This window comes from Runella sp. CRIBMP (assembly GCF_009905605.1).
In the GTDB taxonomy this organism is placed as follows: domain Bacteria; phylum Bacteroidota; class Bacteroidia; order Cytophagales; family Spirosomataceae; genus Runella.
This window is the reverse complement of the sequence record NZ_JAAAKZ010000005.1, coordinates 22,845-48,691: the sequence shown is the minus strand read 5'-3', so window position 1 is coordinate 48,691 and position 25,847 is coordinate 22,845. Positions and strand designations below refer to the sequence as shown.

Here is a 25,847-nt window from a genome sequence, read left to right as displayed (position 1 = left end):
CGTGAGGGTTTATCTTTGCAGTGAAATAAAGTATTTTCCTGTCAAGATAAACCAACAGCCATGAGTGCATTAAAAGATATTTACTCTCCCGATTTTTACAACACATTTGCAGAAACGCTGGCCAAAACCAATCCCGATTTTGACAAACAGCGGTTTCTTGCGTTGATTTTTGATGCTGAATTTGCGCAAAAAGAGCTAAAAGACCGCATGAGGCATACCACAAGGGTACTGCATCATTTTCTACCGATTAAATTTAGTGAGGCTGTTAAGTTGATTGAAAAAATCATCACTCAAATTCGTCAAAATAAAGAACAAGAAGATAGTTTGGCGTACATCTTTTTCCCAGATTACATCGAAACCTATGGATTGGGGGACTTCGAAAATTCGGTAAAAGCGATTGAATTTGTGACCCAATTTGTCAGTTGTGAGTTTGCTGTCAGGCCGTTTTTGTTGAAATATGGCGACAAAATGATGAATCAAATGCATAATTGGTCACTGCACGGAAATCATAAAGTACGGCGGTTGGCCAGTGAAGGCAGTCGACCACGGTTGCCTTGGGCGATGGCGATTCCTGCGCTAAAAAAAGACCCGACGCCCTGTATATTGTTACTAGAAAATCTTAAAAATGACCCTTCCGAATGGGTTCGCCGCAGCGTGGCCAATCACTTGAATGATATTTCAAAAGACCACCCCGATTTGGTACTGAAGGTGGCCAATGCATGGAAAGGGAAAACGAAAGAAACAGATGCCATTATCAAACACGCTTGCCGTACATTGCTGAAACAAGGCCACCGCGACGTATTGGCCCTTTATAACTTAGTGAGTGAGCAGGTTCACGTAGATAATTTTTCGATTTTAACCCCTGAAATTGCCATTGGGGAAAATTTGGAGTTTATGTTTTCGATTTTTAACCAAAATGAAAGCCATCACACGGTGCGTTTGGAATATGCGGTTTATTATCAAAAGCAAAATGGCCAACTGTCGAAAAAAGTATTTAAAATAAGTGAGCGAGAATATGCCCCAGCCGAACGGGCAACCATTCGAAGAAAACAAAAGTTTGTGCCCATCACTACCCGAAAATTTTACCCTGGAACCCACCAGCTTTCGATTATTATCAATGGCGACGAAAAGGAGATGGGCGTTTTTGAATTAACGGCATAGACGGTATTTTTCGGAGAAGCCTATAAATCAAAATCCCCCGTAGAACTTCTGCGGGGGATTTTGATTTGAATAAATTCAGTTCCTAGAAGTGGCGGTCGCCTGCCTCGCGACGCCCGAGCATCACGGCACCAATCATGGCAACTAAAAATAAAATAGAGGCCAATTCAAAAGGAAGTAAATAATCTTTGTATAAAACTTCGCCGAGGCTTTCCACCATTCCCACTTGCGAGTCGAAGCTGTACGCATTAAAAGCACCAAATTGTGTCTTGCGGAAAACAGCGACGAAAATCAAAAACAGTGTCCCACCCGTTACCATCGCGGCAATTTTGGTCAAGTTGGTTTTTGATTCTTCGTCTTCTTGTTTGAGGTTCAGGAACATAATGACAAACAGGAACAATACCATGATGGCACCCGCATAAACGATAATATTGACCGCTGCCAGAAATTGGGCGTTCAAAAGTACATAATGTCCTGATAGACAGAAGAATGTTGCAATCAAATACAACACGCTGTGGATGGGGTTTTTGGATAAAACCACCATCAAACCCGTCAAAATTGTCAAAAATGACAGGAAGTAAAAAAAGCCCGTTGCAGGCGTAAGATTATTTAAAAAGCTGGAAAAATCCATAGTTCGTAGTTTATACGGGGTCGCCCGTGCGATGGATAACGAGAAGTGTGCTCCCGTTACTTTCTATCATTAGTTACAGTTGGGTTCTTGGTTCAGCCTCTACACCTTTCAAATCTTGCTCACGTGCTTCTTCTTTGGTCCATGCTTTGCGCAGATAGCGGTTGTTCATGTTTTCGGCCAGTAAATCTTTGCCCCAAATCACTTGGTCGCGCTCGGTAAATACGGGAACAAACTCATCGTGGCGTAGGTAAATCGCTTGTTTAGGACAGGCTTCTTCGCACAAACCGCAGAAAATACAGCGCAGCATGTTGATTTCATACACGGCGGCGTATTTTTCTTCGCGGTAGAGTTTTTCTTCTCCCTTTTCGCGCTCAGCAGCTACCATCGAAATGGCCTCAGCAGGGCAAGCTACGGCGCATAGTCCACAGGCGGTGCACCGCTCGCGTCCTTGCTCGTCACGCTTTAATACGTGCCGTCCACGGAATACTGGGCCGAGAAATTGCTTCACTTCTGGGTATTGAATGGTTACTTTTTTCTGAAAAAAGTGCTTTATCGTAATTCCCAGACCCGTAGCGATAGCGGGCAGATAAATCCGCTCAGCAAAGGTCATTTGCTTATTGCTGACTTGCTTCGAACGATTTGTTAATTGCATATTTTTATGATTTAGGACGTTGGACTCCTTGGTGTTGGAATGCCAATGTCAAATCTTCGAAATTTATTTTAAAAAACTCACTATCAACGGTTTCAAGAATAAAATAGCTCCCCCCGTCAGAATAATATTTATCATGGCCAACGGAATAAGTGCTTTCCAGCCCAAATTCATCAATTGGTCATAACGAAAACGTGGCAATGTCCAGCGTACCCACATATAAAAGAATACGAAGAACAACGATTTTGCAAAAAACACCAAAGTTCCGATGAGCGTGCCCACGTTGTGGCCGGCTATTTCACCCAATGAGCTCGTTAATTGTGCCTGTACCCAATCCATTCCAGGGTAGTTGTAACCACCAAAGTAAAGACTGGAAATCATGGCCGAAGAAACGAACATATTGATGTATTCGGCAAAAAGATAAAAGCCTAATTTCATTGAGCTGTACTCGGTGTGATAGCCACCAATCAACTCGGTTTCGCACTCTGGTAAGTCAAAAGGAGTACGGTTACACTCCGCAAACGCGCAGGTGATAAAAATGATAAAGCCGAGCGGTTGGTAGAAAATATTCCAGTTGCCGCCGTGCTGCTGCTCCACAATGTGGCGAATCGAGAGAGAACCCGTCATCATCAAAATGGCGATAATGGCCAAGCCCATTGAAATTTCGTAGCTAATGTTTTGAGATGCGGCACGAATGGCCCCTAACAACGAGAATTTATTGTTGGAAGCCCAGCCTCCTACCATAATTCCGTACACACCCAGCGAAACTACGCCAAAAACGTACAGAATACCGATATTTACGTCAATCGCCTGCACAGGAATATCCCATACTTTGCCGGGTGCTGACTCATACTTTACACTGTCGCCAAACGGAATAACGGCGCTCGTCATCAATGCGGTCAACATCGAAAGGCACGGGCCTAAAATGAAAAGCCATTTGCTGGCTTGAGAAGGGATGAAGTCCTCTTTGAAAAACATTTTGACGGCATCGGCAAGCGGTTGTAATAGTCCAAATGGCCCTGCGCGGTTGGGACCGATACGGTCTTGCATGAAAGCCGCCACCTTGCGTTCTCCGTAGGTTGAGTACATCGCTATCAAGAGCGTAATCCCAAAAATGAGCAATATAATAATTGCCTTAATGATAAGAGCGACGTCTATAGTCATAGTTAGTGGACGTTGGAGGTTAGAATCACTTTTCTTCTAACTCGTAATGTCAATTCAAAATTAATTATTCTCGGCGAGTGAACGCTGATTTGCTTTCGCGTTATTTTCTTTACTCAATTCTCGAATCGTGGTTCCATCGGTAATATACGGACGAGAATCGTCGATTTGTTTGTATTGGGCCTCGGCTACTTTCAATCCAAACGCAGGTTTTTTCAAATCTGCGCGGTATTTATTGGCCATAATAACCGAGTGGCGAGAGATTTTGGTGGGGCCTTCAATGGTCCAGTCGCTGGTTTTTTTACGTTCAAAACGACAGGTGTTGCAGATGAATTCCTTTACTTCGCCCCATTCATTTTTGCGGGCCGTTACCCGAATTACTTCATCCCCTCGGTACCAAAGTGTTACATTTCCGCTGCATTTTTCGCAGTCGCAATGTGCCTCAACGGGTTTACTGAACCACACCCGGCTTTTGAAACGATACGTTTTATCGGTCAAAGCACCCACAGGACATACGTCAATCACGTTGCCTGAAAAATCATTGTCGATGGCTTTCTCGATGTACGTACTGATTTCGGCGTGGTCGCCGCGATTCATTACGCCGTGCACCCGTTTATTGGTAATCTGGTCGGCCGTAAATACGCAACGATAACACAGAATACAGCGGGTCATGTGCAACTGCACATAGGGGCCGATGTCGTGTTTTTCAAACGTGCGGCGTTCTTCTTCGTAGCGGGTTGTAACGCGTCCGTGCTCAAAAGCAAAATCCTGCAAATGACATTCACCCGCTTGGTCGCACACTGGGCAGTCAAGTGGGTGGTTAATCAATAAAAATTCCACGATTCCGCGACGTGTTTCTAGCACGGATTCGTTGGTGGTGTTTTCGACTACCATGCCATCCTGAACGGTGGTGATGCACGAAGGCACCAATTTAGGCATGGGACGGGGGTCTTTCGCCGACCCAGCGGTTACTTTCACCAAGCAAGCCCGGCACTTACCACCTGTTCCTTTGAGGGGCTCATAATAGCACATGGCAGGGGGGGCGTAGTGCGGCCCTAACTGACGAGCAGCCTGCATAATAGTTGTTCCTGGCGGTACTTCGATTTCGATACCATCGAATGTGATCTTGAACAACTGGGGTGCGGTATTTTCCATATTTTTGGTCAACTTCCTTTTTAAGTCAATGTTACACTAATTCCATGGCACCGCGATAAACGGCTCCGGGCTGAGTGGCCTCTTGAGGATGCTTTACGTGCCACTCAAACTCATCACGGAAGTGACGAATGGCGGAGGCAACGGGCCACGCAGCGGCGTCTCCTAGGGGACAAATAGTGTTTCCTTCAATCTTTTTAGCCACATCCACCAACAAATCAATGTCGTGCATATTTCCTTTGCCGTGTTCGATTCGTTCGAGCACTTTATCCATCCAACCCGTTCCTTCGCGGCAAGGCGAGCATTGTCCACAGGATTCGTGGTGGTAAAAACGAGCAAAGGTCCATGTATTTCTTACAACACATGCGGTTTCGTCCATGGCAATAAAGCCACCTGAGCCAAGCATGGTGCCTGTGGCAAAACCACCGTCCGACAACGACTCATAGGTCATCAATCGTTTATCGCCATTGGCTAGGTTGAGAATCAGATGAGCGGGCAAAATGGGCACTGACGAACCTCCCGCAATCACCGCTTTTAAGTGGTGACCGGGGCGAATGCCGCCACACCATTCGTCGGCATAAATAAAATCTTCAACGGTGATTCCCAGTGGAATTTCGTACACACCAGGTTTATTGATGTGGCCAGAGGCCGAGATAAGTTTGGTTCCCGTGCTGCGTCCGATTCCCAGAGAAGCGTAGGCGTCGCCGCCGTTGTTAACAATCCAAGGCGTATTGGCAATGGATTCTACGTTATTAACAACGGTGGGGGATTGATAAAGACCTTTTACGGCTGGGAATGGCGGTTTATTACGTGGATTCCCACGTTTGCCTTCTAGTGATTCCAACAGTGCGGTTTCTTCGCCGCAAATGTAAGCGCCGCCGCCGGGCTGCACCACCAACTCAAGGTCATAGCCCGAACCCAGGATATTTTTTCCTAAAAAACCCGCTGCTTTTGCTTCGGCAATGGCTTTTTCGAGAATGTGAATTACGTACATCAATTCGCCGCGCACGTAAATAAACGACTTATTGGCCCCAAGGGCAAAGCTAGATACGATCATTCCCTCAATCAAAAGGTGGGGAATTTCGCGCATCAAAAAATGGTCTTTAAATGTTCCGGGCTCCGACTCGTCGGCGTTGCAGACTAAGTAGCGGGGTACACCTTCGGGTTTGGCCAGAAAGCTCCATTTCATTCCCATCGGGAACCCTGCGCCACCGCGACCGCGTACGCCCGATTTTTTGACTTCCTCTACAACCTCTTCGGGAGTCATTTTTTTCAGTGCCTTTTCAACGGCGGTATAACCACCCATTTTGCGATAGACATCGAAGGTGTTGATACCAGGGACGTTGATATGTTCGGTGAGAATTTTAACTGCCATGATTAGGATTCAGAAAATCGGTTAGTCTTTACTCAATTCTTCAATTATTTCATCCACTTTGCTGTTGGTCAAATTCATGTAATATTTCTCACGAATTTGAAAAACAGGCCCCCAACCGCACGCGGCCAGACACTCCACTTCTTTGAGCGTAAATTTGCCGTCGGGAGTGGTTTCACCCGTATCAATGCCCAATTTTTGCTTTAAGTGCCCATACACATCCTCTCCGCCCATCAGGCAGCAAGGCCCAGTACGGCAATATTCTATCACGTGTTTGCCAACTGGGTCGAGGTGAAACATTGTATAGAATGAAGCTACTTCGTATACTTCAATCGGTAAAATGGAAAGCAAACCCGCAACATAATCCATAACGTCGGAACTAACCCAACCGTATTGTTCCTGGGCAAGGTGCAACAACGGTAAAAGGGCGGATTTTTGTTTACCAGCGGGATAACGAGCGATGATTTCCTGCGCTTTGGCAAGCCGCTCAGGGGTAAAAGTGATGGGGGTGGTGGTATCGGTCATTTTCTAAGTCAATTAAGCATCAAGCTCTCCTGCAATCACGTTTAAACTACTCATGGTGACAATGGCGTCGGAGATGGTACTGCCAACGCACATTTCAGGGTAAGCCTGATAATAAATAAAGCATGGACGACGGAAGTGCAAACGGTAAGGCGTACGGCCGCCGTCGCTGAGGAGGTAGAAACCTAACTCTCCGTTGCCGCCTTCTACGGCGTGATAAACCTCACCGACTGGTGCTTCGATTTCGCCCATCACGATTTTAAAGTGATAGATGAGGGCTTCCATACTGCGGTATACTTCCTTCTTGGGAGGTAGATAGAACTCAGGAGCGTCGGCGTAATAGGGCCCTTCGGGAAGGTTTTTCATGGCTTGCTCAATAATGCGGAGACTTTGCCACATCTCTTCGTTGCGAACCATGTATCGGTCGTACGTATCGCCGTGTTGTCCTACGGGAATATCAAATTCAAAATCTTCGTAAGATGAATAAGGGCTCATTACCCGCACATCATAATCCACGCCCGCCGCCCGCAAGTTGGGGCCCGTAAATCCGTAGCTCATTGCTCGCTCGGCCGAAATTCCGCCCACGCCGATGGTACGGTCCATAAAAATACGGTTACGGTTAAAGAGCTTTTCAAACTCTTTAAGTACCGGCGGAAATGTTTTGAGGAAGTCGTTGATTTTACGAATGGCGGTCGTGCTCAAATCGCGCTCCATTCCACCCACACGCCCCATGTTGGTCGTCAGGCGGGCACCGCATACTTCTTCGTATATCTCATAAATATCTTCGCGTTTTTCGTACAAGTACAAAAAGCCCGTAAATGCCCCCGTATCTACGCCCAAAATACCGTTACAAACGATGTGGTCGGCGATACGGGCCAATTCCATCATAATAACCCGGATGTACTGGGCGCGTTTGGGTACTTCAATGCTAAGGAGTTTTTCGACCGTCATGTGCCATCCCATGTTGTTGATGGGGGAGGAGCAATAATTCATGCGGTCGGTGAGGGTGGTAATCTGATAAAACGGTCGGCGCTCGGCTATTTTTTCAAATGCACGGTGGATGTACCCGACGGTTTGTTCACCCGCCACGATTTTTTCGCCATCCATCGTTAGCACGTTCTGAAAAATACCGTGCGTAGCTGGGTGGGTGGGGCCTAGGTTAAGGGTCGTAAGTTCGTTGACGTATTGTACCTTTTCGCCTTGGGCGAGATCGGCGGTATCTTTGGGGGCAACTGCAGTTTCTGTCATTTTTTTGGACTTAGGATGTTGAACGGTCAACGTTGATGGGCAGCGTCGATGTTCAATGTCAAACGTCTTAAAGGTTATCTTCCAAACAAAGCATCAATTTTATCTTCACGCGTTGGATCTTCGAGGGGATATTCTTTGCGCATTGGGAAATAATCCATTTCGTCCATGTTCAGAATGCGCTTTAGATTGGGGTGCCCGTCAAACAAAATTCCGAAAAAATCGTAGGTTTCGCGTTCCATCCAGTTGGCAGAGGCAAAAAGGCCCGTCGCCGTTGGAATATGAACATCGGCCTCAGCCAGAAAAACTTTGATGCGGATTCGGAAGTTGTGAATGAAACTATGCGTATGATAGACCACACAAAATTCCTGACCAACCCTGTCAGGATAATGGATAGCCATTATGTCGGTGAGAAAATTTACCTGAAATTGGGGATGCGCCTTTAAGTAATCCAACATCGGGATAATTTGTTCACGCGTTGTACTGAAGGTCAGCATTCCAAACGGCTCTTCAAAATCGAACACGTCGTCTCCAAATTTTCTGATGATTTCTTCGGCTACAGATTGGTTTGTAAGCATAGTTACTTGAGATGTTAACTCCTAACCCTTAAACGGTTAATGAATAACGTTTAATTTTTTACTGAATGTTATAAGAGGCCAGCAACGCTTGGTATTCGGGCCCGTTGCGACGGCGAAGCGACTCGTTATGGGTCAGCTCGCGTACTTGCATAATTCCTTCCAAAATTTGTTCGGGGCGGGGCGGGCATCCAGGAACGTACACATCGACGGGAATCACCCGGTCAATTCCCTGCAATACACTGTAAGTATCAAATATCCCACCGCTAGATGCACAGGCACCGATGGCAATTACCCAACGAGGTTCGGCCATCTGAAGATAAACCTGCTTCAGGATGGGGGCCATTTTTTTTGCGATTGTTCCCGCTACCAGCAGCATATCAGCCTGACGCGGCGAAAAGCTCGGACGCTCCGACCCAAAACGGGCCAAGTCGTAACGAGAGGCCATCGTTGACATAAACTCGATACCGCAGCAGGAAGTAGCAAACGGCAGGGGCCACAACGAGTGGCTGCGGGCCAACCCTACAACTTTATCAAATGAGGTGGCGAAGAACCCCGAGCCTTCGTAGCCTTCGGGAGCTTCTACTATTTTAATATCTTGTGTCATGTTTTTCTTTCGTTTTTTCACCGTCCGATGACCTGAATAAACAAGTCTTATTTCAGTAACTAATTCGGACTATTGATGGTTTTAGTTTACTTTTCCCATTCCAATACTCCTTTGCGGATGATGTAGTAGAAACCTGCTAACAACAGCCCCATAAAAAGGATCATTTCTATAAAGCCATCGCTTCCGAGTTTGATAAAGTTGACCGCCCAAGGGTACATAAAAATGACCTCGACATCAAACAATACGAATAAAATGGCGACCAAAAAATACTTGATGGATATGGGGGTGCGGGCGTCTCCCTGAGACTCAATACCGCACTCAAAGGCTTCATCTTTCAGTTTGCTGTTACGCTTAGGTCCGATGGCGTGCGTGACGAGCATCGTGCCCACGATAAAAGCAAGCGCAAGACCAAGTTGAATCAAAATGGGGAGATAATCGGAGGGTAAGTAATTCATTACGGTTTGGTGATTGGTTGATGCAGGTTAGATAACCCAAAGTTACAACTGTCGTTTAATCAAACCAAATGTTTGTACACAGGTTTTAAAACGACGACGTAAAATTAATAAGAAAGGCTTCTGCAACACGCAGAAGCCCAAAAAATATCAATTATCAATGATAATTCTTTTAGATTGTTTGAGCGTCGTTGAAGACAATGTAAGAATATAGGCCCCTTCATTGACATAACTGAGGTCAATTTCTTTGCGGATTTTCAAATCTGGAAATTTGCCAGAGTAAACAACCTGTCCGCTCAACGACGTGACAGTGATTTCTACATCGGTTAAATCTTCGAGCGTTTCAATCGCCACTTTGCCCAAACGACTTGGATTTGGGTAAACAACTAGACCATCAGCCGTTTCTCCAGTGGGTTGATACAGTACAGCAGCAGAGAAAGGGGAAAGGCAGGTACGGGCGCTTCCACCAGAATTGGCCACAAACGTCACTCTTGAGCGCGTCGTAAACTCGCCCGTTTGGGTTACTTTAATCGCTGACTCGGTGGCCGTAAGGCTTCGGCCTCCTTGTCGCCAATCCCACGTAATACTTGAGACTTTTGTGTCGGCAAATGAAAATATGGTGCTATCTGGCGTGGCCTGGACACTATACGGGCCCGACTGGATGAGCTTGGGTGCTTGAATACTGATGGTTTTGATGGTCACTGGTGCAGAAAGGGTAGGTGAACTACATCCGTAAATATTACTTAGGCGGGCAGTGTAGGTGCCCGGCGTTTTTACATTGATGGTTCGACCCACGAGACCATTGCTCCAAGTAACGGTATTTACCGATGAAACATTCACCGTTAAGGCAATGGAAGAATCAGCACAAATGATTTGTTCTCCATTTGGAGTAATCACAGGATCAGGAAGTCTTACGGACGGTTCGGTTACCACCAATGCAGGAGTAAGGTAAGTATTACCTGCATTGTCTTTCATTGTTACCTGATATGTGCCTGCTCCTTGTACGGTGATGGTTTGTGTGGTTTCTCCGTTTGTCCATCGGTAGGATACAAAGCCATCGGGAGCTTTGACGTTAAAACTTGCGTTTCCAGCATTACAGGTAACAGTAAGCGGCCGAGCAGGGCGGGGTGATACTGGAACTACGGTAGCAAAAAAGCTAGGTTGTAAGGAGTTATCCCAAGCTTGGGCCAAATCTATTAGTCCTTGTCCCTGAAAGTGAACGAGGTCAATAGAGCCGTTAATGGGATTTAAAAGAGGCCGCGGTACCTGAATATTATCAGTAAATGGGCCTGGATAGGATTTGTTAAAAGGGATATTGATGATGGCCGTTTGGGCATCTATTACCGATTGAGAAGTAAATGAACTGGTATTGATGGCATACCTTGAGGTGCGGGATAACACCCAAGGTAGGGAAGAAAGCACCTCACCTTGTTCGATACGGGCTACGTTTACTAAGCCTTGCAGAGAATTTTGGTAAGCATCTTTTGTCACATTGGCCGCGGCATCATTTTCCCCCTGCAACCATAATACCGACCGCAGGCCCAGAATAGAGCCGTAATATTGGAGAGCATTTTTTAAGTTGAGATAGGGCATCCCAGCGGGCAAATCCTCGTTTATTCGGTTTTTTACTGGTTTGCCATTGGCCGAATCCAACCAGTTTTGGGTAGAGGTATCAATCCACCCAGCGTTCATAAATAAGATAGGAACGTTTAATTTTCTGGCCAACAAATCTCCTAAAGGCCCCCAGCACCACGCACTGCGGCCGCGCGGACCAATGACTCCCTCGGCGGTAAGTCGGGTGAATGAAAACGTGAGATTATTGGTTCGGTCGGAGTTTTGATTATCCCAAGTGATGGTATTTACGCGGTCATCGTTGACGGCGGGAGCGCCAAAGCCGAAAAAGCCCTGTGCGTTTGATTGACCAGCAATTAAAAATACTTCACCTACACCCAACTTCGAGAGGGCATCGCGCCCCACTTCTACGCCCCCAAAAAACGCCCTGACTTCGAGCGTATACCAGCCGCCACGGCCCGTTAAAGTGCCTAAAAATACACCGCCTCTGGGATTGGATTCGATGGTAGTCCAGTCGGTGGCTTGACCTTGACCCACCGATACTGGAACGAGTCGGGCTTCGATGCGGTCAACGGCCTGCGTATAATACCCCCCGATGGAGATGGAAGCTTGGTTTGCGTTGTTACGTTGAAAAACGGCCCGTTCTACCGGGAACGTAATTTTTATCTGAGCTGTCAACGTACCTACTGTTAATAAAGTGACTAATAACACATTCAAGCAGCGCCAATAGGTAGTGTTTTTTTGCATCATAATATAAGGGTAACTTTAAGAGTTTTGGTGTTTTTGCCGCGCAAATTTAAGATTATAACAATACTTTTCACACACGATAATAAAGATATTATGGTTTGAACGCATGATTCACTAAATTTGTCCCCTCATTTTACTTATCGGTTATTATGTTTGAAAGCTTACAGGATAAATTAAACAAAGCCATTCGGACCCTTAAAGGGAAAGATAGAATATCAGATATTAACGTAGCGGCCACAACCAAAGAAGTGCGTCGGGCATTGGTAGACGCCGACGTTAACTTCAAAGTTGCCAAAGAAATTACGGATAAAATAAGAGAAAAAGCCCTCGACCAAAAAATTCTGATTGCGGTAGAGCCAGGGCAAATGTTTGTAAAAATTGTCCATGAAGAGCTGACCGCGCTCATGGGTGGACAGGCCGAAGCCATCAATATCAAAGGCGACCCCGCTGTTATTTTGATTGCAGGTTTGCAAGGGTCAGGTAAAACGACTTTTTCAGGAAAACTAGCCCACATGCTCAAGCGGCAGGGGCGGCAGGTGCTGTTGGCGGCTTGCGATATTTACCGCCCAGCGGCGATTGACCAGTTGAAGGTATTGGGAGAACAAATCGGCGTGGAGGTTTATTCAGAGCCAGATAATAAAAATGCCGTTTCGATTGCCCAAAATGCGGTTGCTCACGCCAAAAAGTCGGGCAAGAAGATTGTTATCGTCGATACCGCGGGTCGTTTGGCCGTGGATGAGGTGATGATGCAGGAAGTGGAAAATATCAAATCTTCCATCAAACCGAGCGAAATCCTCTTTGTAGTTGACTCAATGACGGGACAGGATGCGGTCAATACGGCCAAAACCTTTAATGAGCGCCTGAATTTTGACGGAGTAGTGCTGACCAAATTGGATGGTGATGCCCGCGGTGGAGCAGCCCTTTCGATTCGGCAGATTGTAGACAAGCCCATCAAATATATTTCGACGGGTGAAAAAATGGAAGCCCTCGACAGCTTCTACCCCGACCGTATGGCGAGTCGGATTTTGGGCATGGGCGACGTGCTTTCGTTGGTGGAACGCGCGCAGCAAGCCTTTGACGAAGACGAAGCCAAGCGCATTAACGCTAAAATGCGGGCCAATAAATTTGACTTTAATGACTTTTTAGGGCAATTGCAACAAATCAAAAAGATGGGTAACGTCAAAGATTTGTTGGGGATGATTCCAGGGATGGGGTCGGCCATGAAAGACATGGAAATCGACAACGACTCCTTCAAGCCCATTGAAGCCATCATTCATTCCATGACGCCCAAAGAGCGCGAAAACCCCGATGTGATTGACGGAAGTCGCAAAAAACGCATTGCGGGTGGTAGCGGAACGTCACTTCAGCAAGTCAACAATCTGCTCAAGCAGTTTGACGAAATGCGGAAGATGATGAAGAAAATGAACACGATGGAAAAAATGGGAAAACTGAAGGTGAAGTAAAAAGAAGAGTGAAGAAAGTGATTGTAGCCGATGTTCTTATGATAAAGGTAAATTTTCAGTTTTTATTCCCCGACCAAAAAAGACGTTGGTCGGGGATTTTTTTGGTATTGTTTGGATTAAGCGCCACGGCCAATGCCCAGTCTATCGGATATTATCCATGGAACGGATTGCTGTCTGTCAGTACTAATCCCATTAAGCCCGTTTGGCTGGACGTTCGGCTTCAGACCAACACGCTTTTCGGAAGTTTAAGTACCGAAATTTTGCCAATGGTCAACCTTTCGCGCAAGGAAAACTATCAGGTGTATTTGGGGGGCGGAATTCGCTTTAATTTCATTGGGGTGCTTGCCAACCAGACCAACAATATCGTGGAAGGGTATTCGCTCAACATCGGCACACGCGTGGCTCCGTTTAAATCGGTACCCAACGTGCGGGTCGCCTTTGAGCTGGCTCCTTATGTGGTGCGAAAATTTGATTCTGGCGTTTTAAAAAGTAACCTTGGCGTTGTGTACACTTTTGGACGGAAAGAGTAGCTACTTTATTTTAATTCATAATGGCTGAGATTGCATTTTATGGTTTTTCAGCGCTGTGTATCGGTGCGGCATTAACGATACTATTTACCCGCAATGTCATGTATGCGGCGCTTTGCCTTTTTTTGTCGTTGTTGGGTGTTGCAGCGCTATTTGTGTTGGCGGGTGCTGATTTTTTAGCTATTACCCAAATCTTGATTTACGTAGGTGGCGTGTTGGTTTTGCTTATTTTCGGGATTATGCTCACCTACCGTCCCGACCGTGAAAGCAACCAAAAGAAAAACCTTGTGCTGACCAGCCACCTGAACCAATTTTGGGGCGGACTAGTGGCTTTGGGCATTTTTGGTGTGTTGTTTTGGGTTATTCTCAACGCTAATTTTATGATTATTCACTCGCCACAGTTGGCAGAGTTTACACCGCAGCGATCTACGATACGAAGCATTGGGGTTCATCTGATGACTACGCACGTATGGGCTTTTGAGGTTGCAGGGCTTATGTTGTTGATGGCTCTAGTGGGGGCAGCTTATATTGCGGCTCAGCGTGAGAAATGAGGGGCCTAAACCTCAGATTTATAATTACGCAAAGTCGCAGAGATTGAATGTCGTGCGTAAGGTTTCTTTTTGATAAATCCTAATAAAGTGAAACGACCTCCTTATTTACGAGCGGGCGACCGTGTAGGTGTATTGGCGTTGGCGAGTCAGGTATCGTACGATGCGTTGTTTGAAGGCTTGCGGATGCTCCGGGAAGATTGGCAACTAGATGTAGTGGAAGGCGCTACGTTACGGACGAGTTACCACCAATTTGCGGGTACAGACGATGAGCGTCGCACCGACTTTCAGCGTATGTTGGACGATCCGAGTATCAAAGCTATTTTTTCGGCACGAGGAGGGTACGGAAGCTCTAAGCTCATTGATGGACTGAATTTTAGGAGATTTAAAAAACATCCCAAATGGATTGTAGGGTTCAGTGACATAACTGCCTTGCACTGTCATCTTCATCGCCTATCGTTTGAAAGTTTACACGCCACCATGCCTAAACTATTTGGACAAGAAGGAGCCTCTAATGCCGTAGAAACGCTGCGAAAGGCGCTTTGGGGAGAACCATTACAGTATGAAGTAGTTGCGCACCCTTTCAATCGGACTGGTACCGCTACTGGGCAAGTAGTCGGTGGGAATTTATGCCTCTTGGCGCATTTGATTGGCTCGCTTTCGGAATTGGACACCCGAGGCAAGCTGCTTTTTATCGAAGATGTAGAAGAGACCTATTACAACCTCGACCGCATGATGGTGCAGCTCAAAAGGGCCCGAAAATTAGACCATTTGGCAGGACTGGTTGTTGGGCAATTTACGGATATGAAAGACAATGATACCATCAAGTTTGGCAAAAATGCGAATGAAATCATTGCTGATTTTGTAGCGGAATATGATTATCCCGTTTGCTTTGATTTTCCCGTAGGCCACGTGCCCGACAACCGCGCGATGATTGTGGGGCGGGAAGCTCAACTGTCAGTCAAATCCGAAAGTACAAGATTGATTTTTGTAAATTGATTCTTCCCTTAACCCTGTTTTCCTTTTTTAAAACCCCAACCATTCTATGAAAAAAATACTATTTCTATCCCTTCTGTTGCTCACCGCTCAACTCTATGCCCAAAAAAATACCGCAGAAACCTCTGGAAACCCTCTTTTTAAGGGTTGGTATGCCGACCCCGAAGGGATTATTTTTGGCAAAGAATACTGGATTTATCCAACGTTTTCTGCCCCATATAACAAGCAAGTGTTTTTTGACGCCTTCTCTTCCCCTGATTTGATTCACTGGACTAAGCATTCAACAATCCTCGACACGGCCCGGGTCAAATGGGCAAATCGCGCCATGTGGGCTCCTTCCATTATTGAAAAAGGGGGGAAATATTACCTGTTTTTTGGGGCTAACGACATTCAGAGTGATAAAGAAAAAGGCGGTATCGGGGTAGCGGTGGCCAACCATCCAGCGGGGCCTTTTACGGATTATCTTGGCAAACCGCTGGTTGATAAATTTCACAACGGAGCGCAACCTATCGACCAGTTTGTGTACAAAGATGGCAACAATTATTACCTCATCTACGGCGGATGGAGGCACTGTAATATTGCTAAATTGAAAGACGATTTTACGGGCTTTGTCCCTTTTGAAGACGGAAGTACGTTTAAAGAAATTACGCCCGAAAACTACGTAGAAGGCCCGTTTATGTTTAAAAAGAACGGAAAATACTACTTTATGTGGTCGGAAGGCGGTTGGACAGGCCCCAATTACAGCGTGGCGTATGCCATTGCTGATTCGCCTTTTGGTCCTTTCAAGCGTGTTGGAAAAATATTGCAGCAAGACCCAAAAGTAGCCACGGGTGCGGGGCATCATTCGGTGATTCACCACCAAAAAGACGATGCATGGTACATTGTTTACCACCGCCGTCCGTTGGGTGAAACCGACGGAAATGCCCGCGTTACTTGTATGGACCAGCTGTTTTTTGATGAGAACGGTTTGATAAAACCTGTAGTGATTACCAACGAAGGAGTAGGAAAACGCCTTCTCGGTAAATAGTATATTTTTTGTAACTTGCTGCCTAACGCTTTCAATTAGAAGAAGTTGATTTAAACTTTTCTACGGCCTTGTACAAATTCATCGTCCTCATAGTAGCTATCGGTGTGGGTCTGAAAGGGTGGGCGCAAGACTACCGTTTGGAGCATATTGGGGTGAATCAGGGACTATCGCAAGGGTCTCCCTACCACATGCTCAAAGATTCGCGTGGGTTTATGTGGTTTGGTACTCAAGATGGGGTCAATCGCTACGATGGACACACGTTTAGGGTCTATAAACCCGACGTGAAAGACCCGTATTCGCTGCATGGAGTCAACATTGCGGGGCTGGTGGAAGATAAGCAGGGAAACGTATGGTTAGGTACGGAAGAAGGACTCAACTGTTACGAACGAGCCACTGACCGCTTTCGCTTGGTGATAGATAAATCCCAAAAAGGCATAAAACGCCGTACGTCTCCTTTTTATGTTAATGCGGATGAGCTTTGGTACATACGCGAAGGCGACGGTATCTTGGCGTATGAATTTAAAACAGGTAAGCACCGGTTGGTAGCCCCTAAAGTTTTTATTACCCAGGATTTTGACTACATCGACTGGACTACCCGCACCCCCGCGGGGGACGTGTGGATGGTGGGTACAAAGGGGGTGGTAAAATATAACATAAAAGAAAAAAAATACCATTATTATTTCAGTGACCATGCAGAGAATAAACTAGGTTATCCACTGAATATCATTTGTTTATACGTTGATTCTAAAAATATCGTCTGGCTCGGGTCATTGCAGGGGATGATTAGACTCGACCCTGCCTGTGGAGAGTTTCAGTTGTTTGATAAAACGCCCGATAACCGAAACTTGGGTGCGGTGTACAGCATTGCCGAAGGAATCAATCATAAACTCTGGATCGGTACGCAACGCAACGGATTTTGGAATTTTGACACCAAAAAGCGAGAGCTACAAGTAGTTTATTTACCTCATGTGACGCCGAGAAATTTGGATAATTATGAAATTACCAGAATATATGTTGATAACCGGGGCATCATTTGGGCCAATGTTGACCCCGACGGACTGCTTAAAATTATCCCTAACGCTTCAATTTTTTATAAGATTACGGACAGCCCCAACTTGCCACCCGCGAGGAGGTTAGACAATTTTTCGGTGCGATGCATAATCCAAGCTCCCGATGGAAATATGTGGATTGGAACCGAGGGGAGTATCGCGGTACTTAATCCCAAAAGCCGAACCATTCTTAAACGTTATCTGACCCAATCGAATTCGCCCTCGCTGCCTTCTGTCAATTTTATTAAATCGTTTCTCCGCGACAGCCACAATCAAATGTGGCTGGGGACTTATGGCGGACTGATGGAATTTGACGCTAAAACCGAAAAATTTCAATTATACCAGTTTGACCAAAACCCATCCCGAAATAACTATACCCGCAATATAATTGAGTTGTCGGATGGGCGTTTGTTTTTAGGGACTCCGCTTGGACCGTGGATTTTTGACCCCAAGACCAAAACTTTTTCGGAATCGCCGATTTTGAAAAATAGGAATGTGTTTTCGGTTTATCAGGCCAAAGATTCTACCATTTGGCTCGCGGCTTATTTTGAGGGACTGTATGGTTTTAAATACCAGAACCGACAGTGGAAACAGGTGTATTCAGGAATGAAACAATTCAATATCAACGTAATACGAGAGGATACGGTGAGCCAAAAACTTTGGATTGGTACTGAAAAAGGATTGATTGAACTGAATCCCGTCGACCGCCGGTATGCATTTTACGATGAGCGTCATGGTATTGCCAATTCGTACATTTATGGCGTTGTGCCTGATAAACAACGCAATTTGTGGCTCAGTACCAACCACGGGATTTCGCAGTTGGATATTCAAACGCGTCAATTTCGCAATTTTGACCTAACAGACGGTATTCAGGGCTATGAATACAACGGAAACGCCTTTGCAATGAGCAAAGAAGGGGAGATTTTTTTTGGTGGGGTCAAAGGATTTAACAGTTTTTTTCCCGAACGAATTCGAAAACTTTCTTTTAAACCAAGCGTTCATTTATATAATTTTAAAGTTAATGAAGGCGTCTATCCTCTAGCCAAACAAATCAACGAAACTGATGTGATTTCGCTGTCTTACGATCAAAATACCCTTTCGATGGAGTTTGCGGCCATTGATTATTACAGCAATGGGCAAAATACCTATCGTTATAAATTGGAGGGATTGGATAAAAAGTGGATCATTAGCAATGATCGAAATTACGTTCGTTATGCCAATCTTGCCCCCGGTAAATACATATTCAGGGTATTGGCCGCCAACCGGGACGGGGTATGGAGCGATAGTGAAAAGATACTGTACATCCGAATCAATCCTCCTTTTTGGCAAACGTGGTGGTTCTACATTTTTTGCACGGGGCTGGTGGGTTATGTGGCGTTTATGGCGGGCAGAAATCGCCTCGTAAGCTTGAAACAGAAGGAGCAAGAACGCCTAAAAATTGCCCTTGAGGCGCAGGAACAAGAGCGGAAGCAGATTGCACAAGACCTGCACGATGAAGTGGGAGCACGCTTGGCAACTTTGAAACTATACGCGTCGTCGCTGACAAAATACCTTTCTGACCATCCCGAAAGCCAGGAAATCAAGAAAAAGACCCTCGAAATTATCAATGATTCTATCGTAGATATTCGGCGAATGCTGCGGGAACTCAGCCCCCGAATGCTCGAACAATACGGCTATGCCGCCGCCGTAGAGGCTTTGGCCGAAAAAATTAGGCAATCGGGGGAGGTCAGTGTAGAAGTGGATGCATCGCGTTTGCCCGAACGTTTTCCCGCCGAAATTGAAACGGGCCTGTATCGAGTTACGCAGGAGCTGATGAATAATACGCTTAAACATGCCGAAGCCAAAAAAATCACTATTCGGGTCCATCTCGACGATGATATCATCCATTTTGACTACTTCGACGACGGCAAAGGATTTACGTACAGCCAAGCAAAACAAGGCCTTGGCATTGGCAATATCGAATCGAGGGTGGCGGTTTTGCGAGGCCAGATTGTGTGGACGCCCATCGTTGGGGAAGGAAATGCTGTCTTTATTCAAATTCCGTTGTATCCCAGATTTCCCGCTTTTTCCCTCCCCAATCCGCAGGATATTTTAGATGCTATTCAGAAGTTTTTTCAGAAATAGTCAGATTCACTGCTTCTTACGCAAACATTTCTTCAATCTCCGCTTTGTATTTTTCTTGGATGATTCTCCGCTTGGGTTTAAGGGTAGGGGTTAGTTCGCCATTGGCGGCCGACAACTCACGGGACAATAAATGGTATTTTTTTACGCGCTCGTAGGGGGCTAATTCTTTGTTCTCATTTTCTATTTCACTCCTAATTTTAGCACTTACCTTTTCGTTTTTAATAATCTCATCGTCAGAGGTATAGGTGATATTTTCGATTCGGCAAAACTCTTTGATGGCGTCAAAAGAGGGAACAATCAAGGCGGCGGCGTATTTTTGCCCGTCGCCGAGAACTACCGCCTGTTCGATAAAAAATGACTCCTTCAATTTTGCTTCCACGGCCTGCGGGGCTACGTATTTTCCAGCCGATATTTTGAAGATTTCCTTTTTTCGGTCGGTCAATTTTAAAAACTTATCATCGACCCACTGGCCAATGTCGCCCGTATGAAACCAGCCATCGCTCGAAATCACTTCGGCAGTCAGGTGGGGTTTTCGGTAATATCCCTTCATGACATTGGGACCTTTGACCAAAATTTCGCCATCGTCGGCGAGTTTTACTTCCACGCCATCAATCACCATACCAACCGTGCCGATGCGAATTTCCTGTTTGGGATATAAACGGTTAAAGGAAATAACGGGCGAGGTTTCGGTCAGACCGTAGCCTTCACACACGGGAATCCCTGCCGCCCAAAACACGCGGGCAATGCGCGGTGGGGTGGCCGCCGCACCGACCACAATCATCTGGAGTTTGCCGCCGAGGGCTTCTTGCCATTTGCTGAAAACCAGTTTTTTGGCCAACGAAAGTTGGGTGTTGTACCACCAGCCCATGTCTTTATTAGGGTCGTATTTTAATCCTAAATCCAATGCCCAAAGGAAGATATTGCGCGAAACTCGCGACAATTCATAGCCTTTTGCCACGATTTTGTCATACACTTTTTCGAGTAGACGCGGCACCGTCGATAGTACCGTAGGACGCACTTCACGCAGGTTTTCGGCAATGGTTGCCACGCTTTCAGCGTAATAAATTGAGATGCCCGAGCGCAAATATACATACTGAACCATGCGCTCAAATACGTGATTGAGCGGCAAAAAACTCAACGCCCGCGCTTCTGAGCCAAAGGCAATCAGTTTTCTGCCTTCTTCGGCATTGCTCAAAATATTGCGGTGCGAAATCATCACTCCTTTGGGGTCGCCGGTGGTACCTGAAGTATAAATTATGCTCAATAAATCGTCGGGTTGAACTGCGGCCTTCATGGCTTCGAGCTTGGGTCGATTGGCTTCGTCGGCTTTGTGCGTAACATCCGTGAGGTTTTTTGCACTTTTGACGGCATCAAATGTGTACATTTCTTCCACAGAAGGGGCCGTAGCTACCACGTCAATCAGTTTTCTAAACAGGCCCGCGTCGCCCACAAACACAAACCGGACTTCGGCTTCGTGAAAAATATATTGAAAATCGTCGAGCGTCAGGGTAGGATAAATCGGCACCGAAACGGCGCCAACTTGCTGAATACCAAAGTCTACAATGTTCCATTCGGGGCGGCCTTCCGACACGATTGCGATGCGGTCTCCTGCTTGTACACCTAATTGGATGAGGCCCAAACTGACTTTGTCGACCTCTTCGCAAAACTGCTGTGACGAAAACGTAATCCATTCGCCGTGGCGTTTACAAGCCAGCGTATCGGGTTTATTTAGGGGTTTTATGTAGAGGTCTAAGAAATCAAATATACGGGTAGCAACGGTTTGCATGTTGTTGGAAGAGATTGATTGGGCGTAAAGTAAAGTAAAAAACATAGACGCACGAAGGACAAAGTTATTAGACGGCAATAAATGAAACAATAACCCTGAAAAATTGTGGAAAGTTGATTCCTTCAACTTTTTGAGCGTAATTTAGTTTTAGCTTTTGATGAGTCATTCTCCGTTATGTATCGTTAACTATTAAACGCCCCTCTCGCATGAAAACCTTTTATTCCATTCTACTTGTTGGATGTTTGTTTTTATTGGGTAATGGCCTTCAAGCGCAGCGCCTTCGAGCTGGTTTTGACAAAGCAGAATACATCGAAATGCTGAAAATATCGGCCCGATTTGGCGCTCCTAACTACGTTGCGGCTTTCCCTGCGCCTACAAATTACCAATCGGTGTACCGTTCGCCGATTGTTGGGCTAGATAATATGTGGGATTTATGGACGCACAACGACAATACCATTGCTGTAATCAGTATCCGGGGGACGACCGAGAAGGAAGTAAGTTGGTTGGCGAATTTCTACGCTGCGATGGTGCCCGCCAAGGGTGAGTTGCAATTGAACCAAAGTGAGACTTTTACATACGAACTTTCGGCCGACCCCAAAGCCGCCGTACATGTGGGTTGGCTGCTTGGTACGGCCACGATGTCGAAGGATATTTTGTCAAAAATAGATTCTTGTTACAAAAAGGGTATCAAGGATGTCATCATCATGGGGCACAGTCAAGGGGGAGCCATTGCGTATTTATTGACGGCTTACGTTTACAGCTTGCAAAAGCAAAAGGCAATTCCTGCCGACATTCGCTTCAAAACCTATTGTAGCGCTGCCCCCAAGCCTGGAAATCTGTATTTTGCGTACGAGTATGAGTCATTGACCCAAAACGGCTGGGCGTACAACGTCGTCAATTCTGCGGACTGGGTGCCAGAAGTGCCCATTTCTATTCAGACCATCGACGATTTTAACGTGACGAATCCGTTTGTGGGGGCCAAGGACATGATCAAAAAGCAAAAATTCCCCAAAAACCTCGCTCTCAAATATGCGTATAATCAGCTCAGTAAGCCCACGTATAAAGCCAATAAAAACTACCAAAAATACCTCGGAAAAATGGCTTCGACGATTGTAAGCAAAAACATGACGGGCTTCACTCCGCCGCCAGCGTATTATAATAGCAATCATTACGTACGCACGGGAAATACGATTGTTTTGAAGGCCGACGAGGACTATTACCAACGCTTTCCCGAAAGCAAAGCGAAAATTTTTGCGCACCATTTCCACCCGCCGTACCTGTATTTAACCGAAAAACTTACCACTCATAATGAAAGCATGACGACCGCCTCACCCCTTGACGGAACTTGGGAACTCAATTATATTGCAGGGGTTTCGGTGCCTTTTGATAGCCTGTATCCCGACAAAAAACCAATGATGATATTTGACGGAGCCAATGGGCAAGTGAGCGGAAACACGGGCTGCAACCGTTTTTCGGGTAAACTCAACACCGACGGTAACAAGCTCAATTTCAATTCACCCATGGCTTTGACCAAGATGTTTTGCCCTGGTGAGGGAGAAAATCGGTTTCTGGAAACATTGAAAAAAATAAATACGTACTCCATCAACGAAAATACGCTGACATTTATCATGGGCGATATTGCCGTGATGCGGTTTGTGAGGAAGTAGGGGTGGGAAGGTACAAACTCGTTACTTCGTAACTGAAGTGGTGTATTGCAGACTGATTTTTTTTGTAACATTGACCTAAGATTCTCGGCAATAACAAATCGGCCGATTTATATTCAGTCACAACGCTATGCACACCTCGTCGCTTTCCAAAACCCTTCAAGTTCTTGCCCTTTTTTTTCTGGTTATCGCTGGCTTGTACTTTGCCAAACCCTTTTTGGTGCCCTTGGCGCTGGCCTGCATTATTGCGATGCTGATGTTGCCGCTGGGTCGTTGGATGGAAAAGAAAGGGATGGCTCGTGGGTTGGCAACCTTTCTCTGTATTCTTTTTTCGGTTGTCGTGGTGATTGGAATTATTGGGATACTTTCATGGCAAATCGCCAGTTTTGTCGATGACCTCCCGAAAATGCAACAGTACGTTGGGGAGTTAGAAAAGAAATTGCAAGAAACATTAAGTAATCAATTTGGGCTCTCTCCCCAAAAACAAAAAGAATTGCTAAAGCAGCAACAATCGTCGGGGGTGGGCAATGCCGGAAAAATGGTGTTGTCGGTCATGAGCTCGTCTACGAGTCTGTTGGTAGATATGGTATTGGTGCTGGTTTATACTTTTTTGTTGATGTATTCACGCACACACTTGAAGCAATTCATGCTAAAAATGGTGCCCGTTGACCAAAAAGCAAAAGGCAATAAAATCATCAGCGATGCGTCGCACGTGGCTCAACAATATCTCTTGGGGCTGGCCATGATGATTGTCATGCTTTGGGTGATGTACGGCGTTGGATTTTCGATAATCGGCGTAAAAAATGCACTCTTTTTTGCCATGATTTGCGGTTTGTTTGAAATAGTGCCCTTTGTGGGCAACATTACGGGCACCACGCTGACCGTCATTGGCGCACTATCACAGGGAGGTGATTCGGGCATGGTGCTCGGGATTGTACTTACCTACGGAACGGTTCAATTTCTGCAAACCTATATTTTGGAACCGTTGGTGGTAGGAGCCCAAGTCAAAATTAATCCATTGTTTACCATTATTGCCATTGTGGTTGGGGAGCTGGTTTGGGGTGTGGCGGGAATGGTGATGGCTATTCCTTTGGTGGGCATTGCCAAAGTTATTTTTGATAATATTGAGCCCTTACAACCCTATGGTTTTTTGATTGGCGAAGAAAAGAAAAAGGGAGAAAGCGGCTTTATAGACACGATTAAAGCGAGGGTCAAAAAATCGTGATTCTTTAACTGAAAATAAGGTAATGGTTTTGAGTTATTAACTTTATTTGACAAAATTCAGTCAAATAAGGTTTTTGTTTTGATCTTATTTGGCTGAAAAATAGAAAAAAAGCTATATTTCTTAACAAAAACGAAAATAGCATTAACCCCATTCCATGACCCCCGAAAACCTAATCTCCGAAGACTAAAGCGATATTAATTCTTCCGAGCAACGCAGCCTTTATAATCAATCGTTGGATAATGAAACAAAATTTGAACCTTGGCAACGCTTATGTTTCCAATACCTCAGGAAAGACCGGCCAATGTTTCGCTGAGCCTCTTCAGCCGTTTTGCCCAAATTCTGTATAAAAATGCCAATTGAACCAAGAATACGAGGATAATAGCGGCCAAAGAATAGTATTTGGCAGTAGTCAATTCTATTGAATACGTAAAGAATAACAGCAAGCCGGCAGCGTAGCACATTCTTGAAATCAGGGATCCGATTGCGTATAGTTTGATACGGGAAATATGCTTTTCCAGCGAAGCCGTAAGCGCAGCGCCATTTTCCGGGTACTTGACCAGTGCATAGCCGTACAACGTATGGGCGATAGAGATCACTAACGCAGTCACCAAAATGGCATTGACCGACAAAGGTCTTGTTGCGCCGTCAAACATAGTATAATAACAAAGTAAAAAGGCAGACCAGCCCAACAGCTCTATAGTAAGTTGTTTTCTGATTCCTTTCAAGACCGGATGTCTGTTTTCCTGTAGCATCAGTTTGATTTCTTCATTTGTTTTGGTGGGTGGCGCTATACCTTTCCAAGCCAATTTTAATTCGTCGGAGTTCATGATTCTTTTATTAAAAGTTGTTGAATTTTCGTTTTTATTCGATTGATCTTAACGCCCACATTGTTTTCGCTGATTCCAAGGATTTCTGCAATTTGCAAATAACTCAGGTCATCCAAATAGAGTGCGATGATTGCTTTTTCGCTTTCACTTAACTGCTTTATGGCGGTAAGTAAACGTTCTTGGCGCAGTATAAGCTCTTCGTTTTGAAGCTCTTCGGCAAATTCGGGCAATGTCTCAACGTAGTCGATAGTCGGCTTCTCTTTTCGATAAGAAGCGATGGCTGTATTTAAAGCAATGCGATAAAGCCACGTGCTGATCAGAGAGTTGCCTTTGAACGAAGGAAACGATTTCCAAAGTTGGAACGTAATTTCCTGAAAAAGGTCTTCACGATCTTCGCGGCTGTCACGATATAGTCGGCATATTTTATGAATGATCCCTTGGTGCTCGGCCATGAGAGTTAAGAATGCGGTTTCATTCATTGTCTGTTTTAATCATATCAGTAATTCGCGAAAATAAGATAGTTATTTTTGATTTTTCAGCGCGTTTAATTCCCTACGAATAGCGCTGAGGCTGTCAAGAACAGCCCTGTTTTGCCGGTTCAGATGCTCGATTTCAACTTGGAGTTTTTCATCGCGTATTTTTGATCGGCCTTCGGGGGAGGATTCATTGCTGCATGCCGTGCAGGAAAGTAAAAGAACAATGGCGGAGTATTTAAATAGTTTCATCTTGTTTTTATGTTTTGAACAATTAGTAGCAGAAAGCGCTGAA

The 25,847-nt window shown here is 45.5% G+C and carries 24 protein-coding genes; 9 read left to right on the top strand and 15 right to left on the bottom strand.

Annotated elements, in window-relative coordinates; genetic code table 11:
* Nucleotides 1-60: 60 nt before the first annotated feature.
* Nucleotides 61-1,161 (top strand): DNA alkylation repair protein, encoded by a 1,101-nt coding sequence (locus GVN20_RS15210; protein WP_166559163.1) that lies wholly within the window; start codon nt 61-63, stop codon nt 1,159-1,161.
* A gap of 82 nt (nt 1,162-1,243) precedes the next feature.
* Here the strand turns inward: GVN20_RS15210 and GVN20_RS15205 are convergent, their stop codons facing one another.
* From GVN20_RS15205 to GVN20_RS15155, 11 genes are all read right to left on the bottom strand, one after another.
* Nucleotides 1,244-1,789, bottom strand: coding sequence for an NADH-quinone oxidoreductase subunit J (locus GVN20_RS15205; RefSeq protein WP_166559162.1), 546 nt, complete (start codon nt 1,787-1,789; stop codon nt 1,244-1,246).
* A 73-nt stretch (nt 1,790-1,862) separates the two neighbouring features.
* Nucleotides 1,863-2,441 carry an NADH-quinone oxidoreductase subunit I gene (locus GVN20_RS15200; RefSeq protein ID WP_166559161.1) on the bottom strand — a complete coding sequence of 193 codons (579 nt, stop codon included), beginning with the start codon at nt 2,439-2,441 and terminating at the stop codon, nt 1,863-1,865.
* A gap of 63 nt (nt 2,442-2,504) precedes the next feature.
* On the bottom strand, nt 2,505-3,602 hold the full coding sequence (gene nuoH / locus GVN20_RS15195; protein WP_166559160.1) for an NADH-quinone oxidoreductase subunit NuoH: 1,098 nt from the start codon (nt 3,600-3,602) through the stop codon (nt 2,505-2,507).
* Nucleotides 3,603-3,662: 60 nt separating this feature from the next.
* Nucleotides 3,663-4,754, bottom strand: coding sequence for a 2Fe-2S iron-sulfur cluster-binding protein (locus tag GVN20_RS15190; RefSeq protein WP_166559159.1), 1,092 nt, complete (start codon nt 4,752-4,754; stop codon nt 3,663-3,665).
* A 31-nt stretch (nt 4,755-4,785) separates the two neighbouring features.
* On the bottom strand, nt 4,786-6,126 hold the full coding sequence (nuoF, locus tag GVN20_RS15185; RefSeq protein WP_166559158.1) for an NADH-quinone oxidoreductase subunit NuoF: 1,341 nt from the start codon (nt 6,124-6,126) through the stop codon (nt 4,786-4,788).
* Between the two features lie 21 nt (nt 6,127-6,147).
* Entirely contained in the window at nt 6,148-6,648 is a 501-nt protein-coding gene (gene nuoE / locus GVN20_RS15180) for an NAD(P)H-dependent oxidoreductase subunit E (RefSeq protein WP_166559157.1), read from the bottom strand.
* A 12-nt stretch (nt 6,649-6,660) separates the two neighbouring features.
* Nucleotides 6,661-7,893 (bottom strand): NADH dehydrogenase (quinone) subunit D, encoded by a 1,233-nt coding sequence (gene nuoD, locus GVN20_RS15175; protein ID WP_166559156.1) that lies wholly within the window; start codon nt 7,891-7,893, stop codon nt 6,661-6,663.
* Nucleotides 7,894-7,967: 74 nt separating this feature from the next.
* Nucleotides 7,968-8,468: an NADH-quinone oxidoreductase subunit C gene (locus tag GVN20_RS15170; protein ID WP_166559155.1), complete on the bottom strand. Its 501-nt coding sequence runs from the start codon at nt 8,466-8,468 to the stop codon at nt 7,968-7,970.
* A 58-nt stretch (nt 8,469-8,526) separates the two neighbouring features.
* On the bottom strand, nt 8,527-9,072 hold the full coding sequence (locus tag GVN20_RS15165; RefSeq protein ID WP_114069742.1) for an NADH-quinone oxidoreductase subunit B: 546 nt from the start codon (nt 9,070-9,072) through the stop codon (nt 8,527-8,529).
* A gap of 86 nt (nt 9,073-9,158) precedes the next feature.
* Nucleotides 9,159-9,527 carry an NADH-quinone oxidoreductase subunit A gene (locus GVN20_RS15160; protein ID WP_166559154.1) on the bottom strand — a complete coding sequence of 123 codons (369 nt, stop codon included), beginning with the start codon at nt 9,525-9,527 and terminating at the stop codon, nt 9,159-9,161.
* 147 nt (nt 9,528-9,674) lie between these two features.
* Nucleotides 9,675-11,846 (bottom strand): T9SS type A sorting domain-containing protein, encoded by a 2,172-nt coding sequence (locus tag GVN20_RS15155; RefSeq protein WP_166559153.1) that lies wholly within the window; start codon nt 11,844-11,846, stop codon nt 9,675-9,677.
* A 146-nt stretch (nt 11,847-11,992) separates the two neighbouring features.
* Here GVN20_RS15155 and ffh point away from each other — a divergent pair, with 146 nt between their 5' ends.
* The 6 genes from ffh (at nt 11,993) to GVN20_RS15125 (ending at nt 19,577) form a co-directional block, all read left to right on the top strand.
* Nucleotides 11,993-13,306 (top strand): signal recognition particle protein, encoded by a 1,314-nt coding sequence (gene ffh / locus GVN20_RS15150; RefSeq protein ID WP_166559152.1) that lies wholly within the window; start codon nt 11,993-11,995, stop codon nt 13,304-13,306.
* A gap of 38 nt (nt 13,307-13,344) precedes the next feature.
* Nucleotides 13,345-13,836, top strand: coding sequence for a hypothetical protein (locus GVN20_RS15145; protein ID WP_166559151.1), 492 nt, complete (start codon nt 13,345-13,347; stop codon nt 13,834-13,836).
* A gap of 20 nt (nt 13,837-13,856) precedes the next feature.
* Nucleotides 13,857-14,384, top strand: a complete 528-nt coding sequence (locus tag GVN20_RS15140) for an NADH-quinone oxidoreductase subunit J (RefSeq protein WP_166559150.1) — start codon at nt 13,857-13,859, stop codon at nt 14,382-14,384.
* An 87-nt stretch (nt 14,385-14,471) separates the two neighbouring features.
* On the top strand, nt 14,472-15,380 hold the full coding sequence (locus GVN20_RS15135; protein ID WP_166559149.1) for an LD-carboxypeptidase: 909 nt from the start codon (nt 14,472-14,474) through the stop codon (nt 15,378-15,380).
* Nucleotides 15,381-15,426: 46 nt separating this feature from the next.
* Nucleotides 15,427-16,404 carry a glycoside hydrolase family 43 protein gene (locus GVN20_RS15130; protein ID WP_166559148.1) on the top strand — a complete coding sequence of 326 codons (978 nt, stop codon included), beginning with the start codon at nt 15,427-15,429 and terminating at the stop codon, nt 16,402-16,404.
* A 68-nt stretch (nt 16,405-16,472) separates the two neighbouring features.
* Complete coding sequence (locus tag GVN20_RS15125; protein WP_166559147.1) at nt 16,473-19,577, top strand: two-component regulator propeller domain-containing protein; 3,105 nt, start codon at nt 16,473-16,475, stop codon at nt 19,575-19,577.
* Nucleotides 19,578-19,593: 16 nt separating this feature from the next.
* On the opposite strand, the gene GVN20_RS15120 is transcribed toward GVN20_RS15125, so the two are convergent.
* On the bottom strand, nt 19,594-21,363 hold the full coding sequence (locus tag GVN20_RS15120) for a long-chain fatty acid--CoA ligase (RefSeq protein WP_166559146.1): 1,770 nt from the start codon (nt 21,361-21,363) through the stop codon (nt 19,594-19,596).
* Nucleotides 21,364-21,569: 206 nt separating this feature from the next.
* On the opposite strand from GVN20_RS15120, the gene GVN20_RS15115 reads away from it, so the two are divergent.
* Nucleotides 21,570-23,030: an META domain-containing protein gene (locus GVN20_RS15115; RefSeq protein ID WP_166559145.1), complete on the top strand. Its 1,461-nt coding sequence runs from the start codon at nt 21,570-21,572 to the stop codon at nt 23,028-23,030.
* Between the two features lie 127 nt (nt 23,031-23,157).
* Nucleotides 23,158-24,252 carry an AI-2E family transporter gene (locus tag GVN20_RS15110; RefSeq protein ID WP_166559144.1) on the top strand — a complete coding sequence of 365 codons (1,095 nt, stop codon included), beginning with the start codon at nt 23,158-23,160 and terminating at the stop codon, nt 24,250-24,252.
* 284 nt (nt 24,253-24,536) lie between these two features.
* Here GVN20_RS15110 and GVN20_RS15105 read toward each other — a convergent pair whose 3' ends face one another.
* From GVN20_RS15105 to GVN20_RS15095, 3 genes are read right to left on the bottom strand one after another with little or no spacing between them, the layout of a single operon-like run.
* A complete protein-coding gene (locus GVN20_RS15105; protein WP_166559143.1) occupies nt 24,537-25,079 on the bottom strand; it encodes a hypothetical protein in 543 nt (180 codons plus the stop codon).
* On the bottom strand, nt 25,076-25,558 hold the full coding sequence (locus GVN20_RS15100; RefSeq protein ID WP_166559142.1) for an RNA polymerase sigma factor: 483 nt from the start codon (nt 25,556-25,558) through the stop codon (nt 25,076-25,078). Before GVN20_RS15100 ends, GVN20_RS15105 begins: the two co-directional genes overlap by 4 nt.
* A gap of 42 nt (nt 25,559-25,600) precedes the next feature.
* Nucleotides 25,601-25,804 (bottom strand): hypothetical protein, encoded by a 204-nt coding sequence (locus GVN20_RS15095; protein ID WP_166559141.1) that lies wholly within the window; start codon nt 25,802-25,804, stop codon nt 25,601-25,603.
* Nucleotides 25,805-25,847: the final 43 nt, after the last annotated feature.